The sequence below is a fragment of the Fructobacillus sp. ESL1096 genome (assembly GCF_058511985.1).
Genome location: NZ_CP196400.1, coordinates 920238 through 927500, shown reverse-complemented (window position 1 = coordinate 927500; position 7263 = coordinate 920238). Strand labels below are relative to the sequence as shown.

At 45.8% G+C, this 7263-nt stretch carries 3 protein-coding genes, 1 tRNA gene and 2 rRNA genes (1 of these 6 cut by a window edge); 1 reads left to right on the top strand and 5 read right to left on the bottom strand.

What is annotated here, in order from left to right; genetic code table 11:
• From ACSYSR_RS04505 to ACSYSR_RS04490, 4 genes are all read right to left on the bottom strand, one after another.
• Positions 1–865 (bottom strand): 23S ribosomal RNA (locus tag ACSYSR_RS04505) (it extends 2040 nt beyond the left edge of the window).
• A 193-nt stretch (positions 866–1058) separates the two neighbouring features.
• A tRNA-Ala gene (locus ACSYSR_RS04500) sits at positions 1059–1131 on the bottom strand.
• A gap of 95 nt (positions 1132–1226) precedes the next feature.
• A 16S ribosomal RNA gene (locus ACSYSR_RS04495) occupies positions 1227–2778 on the bottom strand.
• Together the 16S and 23S rRNA genes with 1 tRNA gene alongside form the textbook arrangement of a ribosomal RNA operon.
• Positions 2779–3282: 504 nt before the next feature.
• Positions 3283–3828 carry a guanylate kinase gene (locus tag ACSYSR_RS04490; protein ID WP_489816025.1) on the bottom strand — a complete coding sequence of 182 codons (546 nt, stop codon included), beginning with the start codon at positions 3826–3828 and terminating at the stop codon, positions 3283–3285.
• Between the two features lie 115 nt (positions 3829–3943).
• Here ACSYSR_RS04490 and ACSYSR_RS04485 point away from each other — a divergent pair, with 115 nt between their 5' ends.
• A complete protein-coding gene (locus tag ACSYSR_RS04485) occupies positions 3944–5356 on the top strand; it encodes an APC family permease (RefSeq protein WP_489816026.1) in 1413 nt (470 codons plus the stop codon).
• Positions 5357–5495: 139 nt separating this feature from the next.
• On the opposite strand, the gene ACSYSR_RS04480 is transcribed toward ACSYSR_RS04485, so the two are convergent.
• Positions 5496–7199 (bottom strand): septation ring formation regulator EzrA, encoded by a 1704-nt coding sequence (locus ACSYSR_RS04480; RefSeq protein WP_489816027.1) that lies wholly within the window; start codon positions 7197–7199, stop codon positions 5496–5498.
• Between the last annotated feature and the right edge of the window lie 64 nt (positions 7200–7263).

Below are 7263 nucleotides of genomic sequence, written 5' to 3'. Positions count from 1 at the left end.
AGCTATTTCGGAGAGAACCAGCTATCTCCAAGTTCGTTTGGAATTTCACCGCTACCCACAGTTCATCCGAGCATTTTTTAACATGCACCGGTTCGGACCTCCAGTAAGTTTTACCTCACCTTCATCCTGACCATGGGTAGGTCACCTGGTTTCGGGTCTACAGCATCGTACTATTCGCGCTTTTCACACTCGCTTTCGCTACGGCTCCGGTTTTTTCACCTTAACCTCGCACGATACCGTAACTCGCCGGTTCATTCTACAAAAGGCACGCCATTACCCATTAACGGGCTCTGACTTCTTGTAGGCGTCGTGGTTTCAGGAACTATTTCACTCCCCTTCCGGGGTGCTTTTCACCTTTCCCTCACGGTACTGGTTCACTATCGGTCACTAGGGAGTATTTAGCCTTACGGGATGGTCCCCGCAGATTCCGACCGGATTTCACGTGTCCGGCCGTACTCAGGATCCTGTCTAGGGACAAAAGCTTTCGGTTACGGGGTTATCACCCTCTTTGACAACGCTTCCCAACGTTTTCACCTAACTTCTATCTTGGTAACTCAACGACAGTCCTACAACCCCAGCATGCAAGCACACTGGTTTGGGCTCTTCCCGTTTCGCTCGCCGCTACTCAGGGAATCGATTTTTCTTTCTGCTCCTGCTGCTAATGAGATGTTTCAGTTCACAGCGTATTCCTTCAACTATCCTATGTATTCAGATAGTGATAGCACTTCTATGTGCTGGGTTTCCCCATTCGGAAATCTCTGGGTCATAGCGTACTTACCGCTCACCAAAGCTTATCGTAGTTAGTCACGTCCTTCATCGGCTCCTAGTGCCAAGGCATCCACCACGCGCCCTTATTCACTTAACCACAACTTTTCAGTTGGATCAGTTTTATGAGTTGGTCTTCTTTCAGACCTGCGATTAAACCGTTCTTTTTTAAAGAACTTGTGTTGTTTCTCGGTTCATTTAGATGATTCACCTCTGAATCATTTTAAAAGAATTTCTTGATTATTCAGTTTTCAATGTACTAGCTTTTGGCCAAAAGGCTTTCTTCTGGCCAATGGAGAATAGCGGGATCGAACCGCTGACCCCCTGCTTGCAAAGCAGGTGCTCTCCCAGCTGAGCTAATCCCCCATGCGCTGGTTGTGCTTCACGCACTCAAAACTAAACAAAACTTTGCACAAATCAAATTGACTCTGACGTCCCTGTAACGCTCCGATTATCCTTAGAAAGGAGGTGATCCAGCCGCAGGTTCTCCTACGGCTACCTTGTTACGACTTCACCCCAGTCATCTGTCCTGCCTTAGACGGCTCCTCCCTAAAAGGTTAGGCCACCGGCTTTGGGCATTACAAACTCCCATGGTGTGACGGGCGGTGTGTACAAGACCCGGGAACGTATTCACCGCGGCATGCTGATCCGCGATTACTAGCGATTCCGACTTCATGTAGTCGAGTTGCAGACTACAATCCGAACTGAGACGTACTTTAAGAGATTCGCTTACCCTCGCGAGTTCGCTGCTCGTTGTATACGCCATTGTAGCACGTGTGTAGCCCAGGTCATAAGGGGCATGATGACCTGACGTCGTCCCCGCCTTCCTCCGGTTTGTCACCGGCAGTCTGTCTAGAGTGCCCAACTGAATGCTGGCAACTAAACATAAGGGTTGCGCTCGTTGCGGGACTTAACCCAACATCTCACGACACGAGCTGACGACGGCCATGCACCACCTGTCACTTTGTTTCCGAAGAAAACAGCACTATCTCTAGTACCTTCAAAGGATGTCAAGACCTGGTAAGGTTCTTCGCGTTGCTTCGAATTAAACCACATGCTCCACCGCTTGTGCGGGTCCCCGTCAATTCCTTTGAGTTTCAACCTTGCGGTCGTACTCCCCAGGCGGAACACTTAATGCGTTAGCTTCGGCACTAAAGGGCGGAAACCCTCTAACACCTAGTGTTCATCGTTTACGGTGTGGACTACCAGGGTATCTAATCCTGTTTGCTACCCACACTTTCGAGCCTCAACGTCAGTTGCAGTCCAGTAAGCCGCCTTCGCCACTGGTGTTCTTCCATATATCTACGCATTCCACCGCTACACATGGAGTTCCACTTACCTTCTACTGCACTCAAGTTCGACAGTTTCCAAAGCACTTCCACAGTTGAGCTGTGGGCTTTCACTTCAGACTTATCGAACCGTCTGCGCTCGCTTTACGCCCAATAAATCCGGATAACGCTCGGGACATACGTATTACCGCGGCTGCTGGCACGTATTTAGCCGTCCCTTTCTGGTATGGTACCGTCATGTAAAGATCATTTCCTACCCTTACCGTTCTTCCCATACAACAGTGCTTTACGACCCGAAAGCCTTCATCACACACGCGGCGTTGCTCCATCAGGCTTGCGCCCATTGTGGAAGATTCCCTACTGCAGCCTCCCGTAGGAGTTTGGGCCGTGTCTCAGTCCCAATGTGGCCGGTCAGTCTCTCAACTCGGCTATGCATCATTGTCTTGGTAGGCCTTTACCCCACCAACTAACTAATGCACCGCGAATCCATCAAAAAGTGGTCCAAACGGACCTTTTAACGTTTTGTCATGCGACAGCACGTTTTATACGGTATTAGCATCTGTTTCCAAATGTTATCCCCTGCTTTTCGGTAGGTTATTCACGTGTTACTCACCCGTTCGCCACTCGCTTGAAGAGTGCAAGCACTCTTCGCTGCGCGTTCGACTTGCATGTATTAGGCACGCCGCCAGCGTTCATCCTGAGCCAGGATCAAACTCTCATGTTAAAAGTTTGAAGATTGCTCTTCGATTAAACTGACTAGTTGCTATCTCTCGATAACGCCTATCCGTTTATTGTTTGTTACGAATTGACTTCGCAAATTTGTTTGTGACTACTTACCAAGTAGCCACCGTTACAGATTTGTTTGTTCAAAGTTTTGTTCAGTTTTCAATGTGCGATGCCTTGTTGGGCAACTCATTTATCTTACCTTAGCTGTGACCTAAAGTCAACAACTAATTTAGAAAGTTATTTGAGTTGCTTTGTTAGGGCAACTTGATTAGTTTATCAGGAATGTTGAAGCTTGTCAACAACTTTCTGATGAACTTTTATCAACTGCCGGTCATCTCTGACAACCAGCGCCTCGCTCGAAGCAGCTTTGCTTCGTAACGAACAATAACTAGTATAGCGCCTACCTGACTACTCGTCAACACTTTTTTTGGTAATTTTAGCGATTGGTCTCAAACGCTGATTTATCAGCATTGTAAATTTAACATTCGTCGATTGAAAACCTTTAGCGTTCTACTAACCGATCTACCTGGTCACAGGTTTGCTGCCAATCATCATTAACAATAATCTCAGCACCGCCTTGCAATTGATCAGGTAGCTTTAAGTCTCGTTGGAACTCCGGTGCCGATAAGCGATCCTGCACCCGGTCTGTTTCATCCCCACGAGCAATCAGGCGGTTCTCAAGTTTGACAACATCTTTAATCGTAACGTACCAAATCCAGGCCTGGTCACCTAAAATTTTTTGGTAGGTTTCAGCTCCTTTGGTGTCTAAGACAATACTAGCAAGGTTGTTTTTCTGCCACGCTTTTTCTAAACCTTCCTTAGAAGAACCATAATTTGCCTGACTATAATGAACAGACTCTAAATAATGGTTTAATAAGAAAGAATCCTTCGTTTCAAAATAATAATCAAGGCCGTCAACCTCACCAGCCCGCTTAGGACGGGTAGTATGTGTGATGACTTGCGGCACGCGCCATTTTTCCTTTAAGTAAGTTGCAATTGAGGTCTTTCCCGCTCCAGCTGGTCCCGTTAAAACAATTACCCGATTCATGGCTTTCTCATCCCCCATTTCTTTGTTTTCTTACCTTATCATCAAAATAATCGACAATCCAGTTAAAAGTTGGTACAATTGATGGCAGTTATATTAAAATAAAGTGAGAAAAGTTATGCAGTTACTAAAACGTGCCTTTGCCCGCGAGTCAGCTGCTGGTTACCTTGAAAAGGATCAGCAGATGGAGCGTGTGCTTACAACAAAAGACCTAATCGGCCTGGGTGTGGGAACCGTCATTGGTTCTGGAATCTTTATTTTACCCGGTCATGAGGCCGCTAACAACGCTGGTCCGGCTGTTTCTATCGCCTTTCTAGTTGCAGCTATCTTCTCTGGTATCTGCGGCATGGCTTTTGCCGAATTTTCATCAGCCATGCCAGTTGCTGGATCAGCTTATTCTTACGGATCTGTCATCTATGGTGAAGTAATTGGTTGGATTCTTGGCTGGTCCTTAATTTTGGAATACTTCTTGGCAGTTTCAGCGATTGCCACTGGTTTTTCAGCTTATTTCAATAATTTACTGAGCCAAATGGGTTGGGCTTTACCTAAGGCTCTCCAGGCTGGACCTGGTGCCGGTGGTGTCGTCAATTTGATGGCCGTGGTTATTATCTTAATTTCAGCAGCTGTTCTATTCGCTGGTGTGAGCCAATCAAAGAAGATTGAAAATGCCGGTGTTGTTTTGAAGGTTGCCATTATTGCCCTCTTCATTATCGGTGGCCTCTTCTTCATAAAAGGACATAACTACGCTGATTTCTACCCTAAGCAGTTCCAAACAGGTGCCTTTGGTTTGGGTGGTTTAACTGCCGCAACCGCTTCCATCATCTTCTCCTTCCTAGGATTTGACACGATTGCTGCCCACGCAGCCGAAGTCAAGAATCCAACAAAAACAATGTCTCGGGGGATCTTAGGTACAGTCGCAATTTCCGCCATCCTGTACACCTTGTTCTCAATTGTCTTGACAGGGATCGTCAATTACAAGAGCTTGGGCGTTGATGACCCAGCCGCTTTCGCCTTGCAGGCCGTTAAGCAAACACAGTTTTCCGTTGTCATTACAATTGGCGCTTTAATTGGAATGTTCACCGCTGTGTTGGCCTTAATTTTCGCTTCATCACGTTTGGCTTATTCTTTCGGTCGTGATGGTCTCTTACCTCGTGGCTTAGGAAAGGTCGCTGGTCCACACCGTCTGCCAGTCAACGCCTTGATTTTAGCAGTTGCTGTTGAAGCATTCTTGGCTGGCCTTGTCCCATTGAGTACATTGGCTAATTTGATTAACATCGGTACTTTGACGGCCTTCATGTTTATCAGCTTCGGCGTCTTGATCTTACGTAAGCGTCACGACCTGAAACATGATGGTTTCAAGATGCCATTCTATCCTGTCTTACCATTAATTGCTGCCGGATTATCATTACTGTTGATCCTACGCTTGCCTGCAGAAACATTGAAAATGTATGGTGTTTGGGTCGTAATTGGCCTGATTTGGTACTTTACTTACGGTATCCGCCACTCTGCACTGAAGCAAATTAACAAATAACTCCATTGAAAAAGCTGACTGTTTGGGAATCAACCCAGACAGTCAGCTTTTCTTTTTTCTTGATTTACTTTTGACGTCATTAAGTGGTGAAATCAGAACACGGACCACTAACTTTCATTATTTTAAGCACGTCCACTTCTTATAAAAGAACTGGATCCTGATTTTTCTGGAGGCGCTCAAAGGCTCCGGGCTCAACCTCTTGCAAGACTGGCTTCATCTCTTGAATTACGCCATCGTAATCAAAATCAACTTGATAGAGCTTTTGACCGACCTTTAACGCCTTAGCGACTTGTTCGTTTTGTTCGCGGTAACGGTTAGCATATTGAAGGAGTGAAACGGCTAAATCAGCAGCGACAATCACAGTATGAGCCTGTTCCTTTAAGGTGTCGAAGTCAGCAGCGACAATGTTCAATTGACGCTGCACATCATCCAGATCGACTTCTCCCGCATACACGGCCTCATCCAGGCGCGTAATTTCGTCACTCACTGTAAAGAATTTTTGTAGAAAGTCCTCGGGCAACCCTGGTAGGTCGCGACGTTCAAGAGAGCGCTTCACACCGCGAATTTGATCAATATAAGCAGTTGTATGCTCCTTAGCGGATTGCAAAGCAGGTTGGAATTCCTCAATTTGATGGTACAAGGCAACCTGGTCGCTATCTAACTGGCTCAAAATTGATAACCAATTTTCTTGGCGCGTAACTGCCCAGCTGTATGTTTGACTACCTTCCTTTAAGGCCCGTTGGACTTCTTGTTGACTCAATACTAATTCTTCAATGTCATGGTGATAACTAGACTGTCGGTCTTCTTCCTCATGACCCAAAATGAAACGTCCCTTCAAATAAGTTAGCTCAAGCAGCAAAGAATGGTTTTGTTCCTTAACCCGATCAAATTCTGTATTGACACGTTCTTGTTGCTTAAAGTAACGGTGATAGGCCTGATATTCTTCTTCCATGAGGTCATACAGGTCTTGAATCTTCTGGTTTAGCGTTGTTGAAATCGTATTTGCTTCCTTGACTTTCAAACCTTCAATCGCCTGAAGTCCTTGAAGGCGGAGGTCATCGACCTCACTCAAAGCATCTTCCAAGACACCTTCGACAAAAACAACGCCACGATCCGTCAAATCAAGCCAGCTCGTGTGCAATTCGTTAATCTGATCCAAGTATTTTTCATTAAAAGCGGTAAATAAAATCGGCAGATTTTGCATATAATCAAGAACCTGACCAGCGATCATCCCAACCTCTTCGAACTTTTGGGCTGCCTTTACTCGGTCCCCAGCCTCAATTAATTCGTGGTAGCGTTGGTACTCATCTTCCTCATCAGATAAAAAGGCTAATAAAGCCGGTGCACTTGGGCCATAGGGGTTATTCATGGCTGTTAACCGCTCTGTGATATCGTCAAAATCACCATGTAATTGATCGATAGCCTGACGTTGCATCTTGTTTTCTTGCTGTATACTTTCCAGTCCTGAAACAACCTGTTTTTGCAAAGAAACAGCTTCGGTCATTTGATCTAACAAAGATTGTAGCGACTTTCTGGTCTTCCAAACGTTCAATCCAGCGCTCAATTGCATCGCGCGATTGATTTCCGCATCAATTGCCGCAAAGCGATGGTTGCGCAAGTCACGATAAATCTTTTCCGTTTCCTGGAAATTTTGCAAAGCCTGACCAGCTAAGGCGACCTTTCTTGCTGCTGCCAAATCAGTGGCAATGTCTTCATCCATGAGCGCTTTTTTAGCCAAACTAAAATCTACCGCCTGCGCGGCAGCCTGCCGTTGTGTCAAAACCACCCAACCAAGACCGATTAAGATAGCGATAATCACGATAACTGCAATAATAATCCACATATGTACTAAACCCTCAGCTTTATTTACTAATTAAGTCCACCATACACTATTGGCTACTGAAATT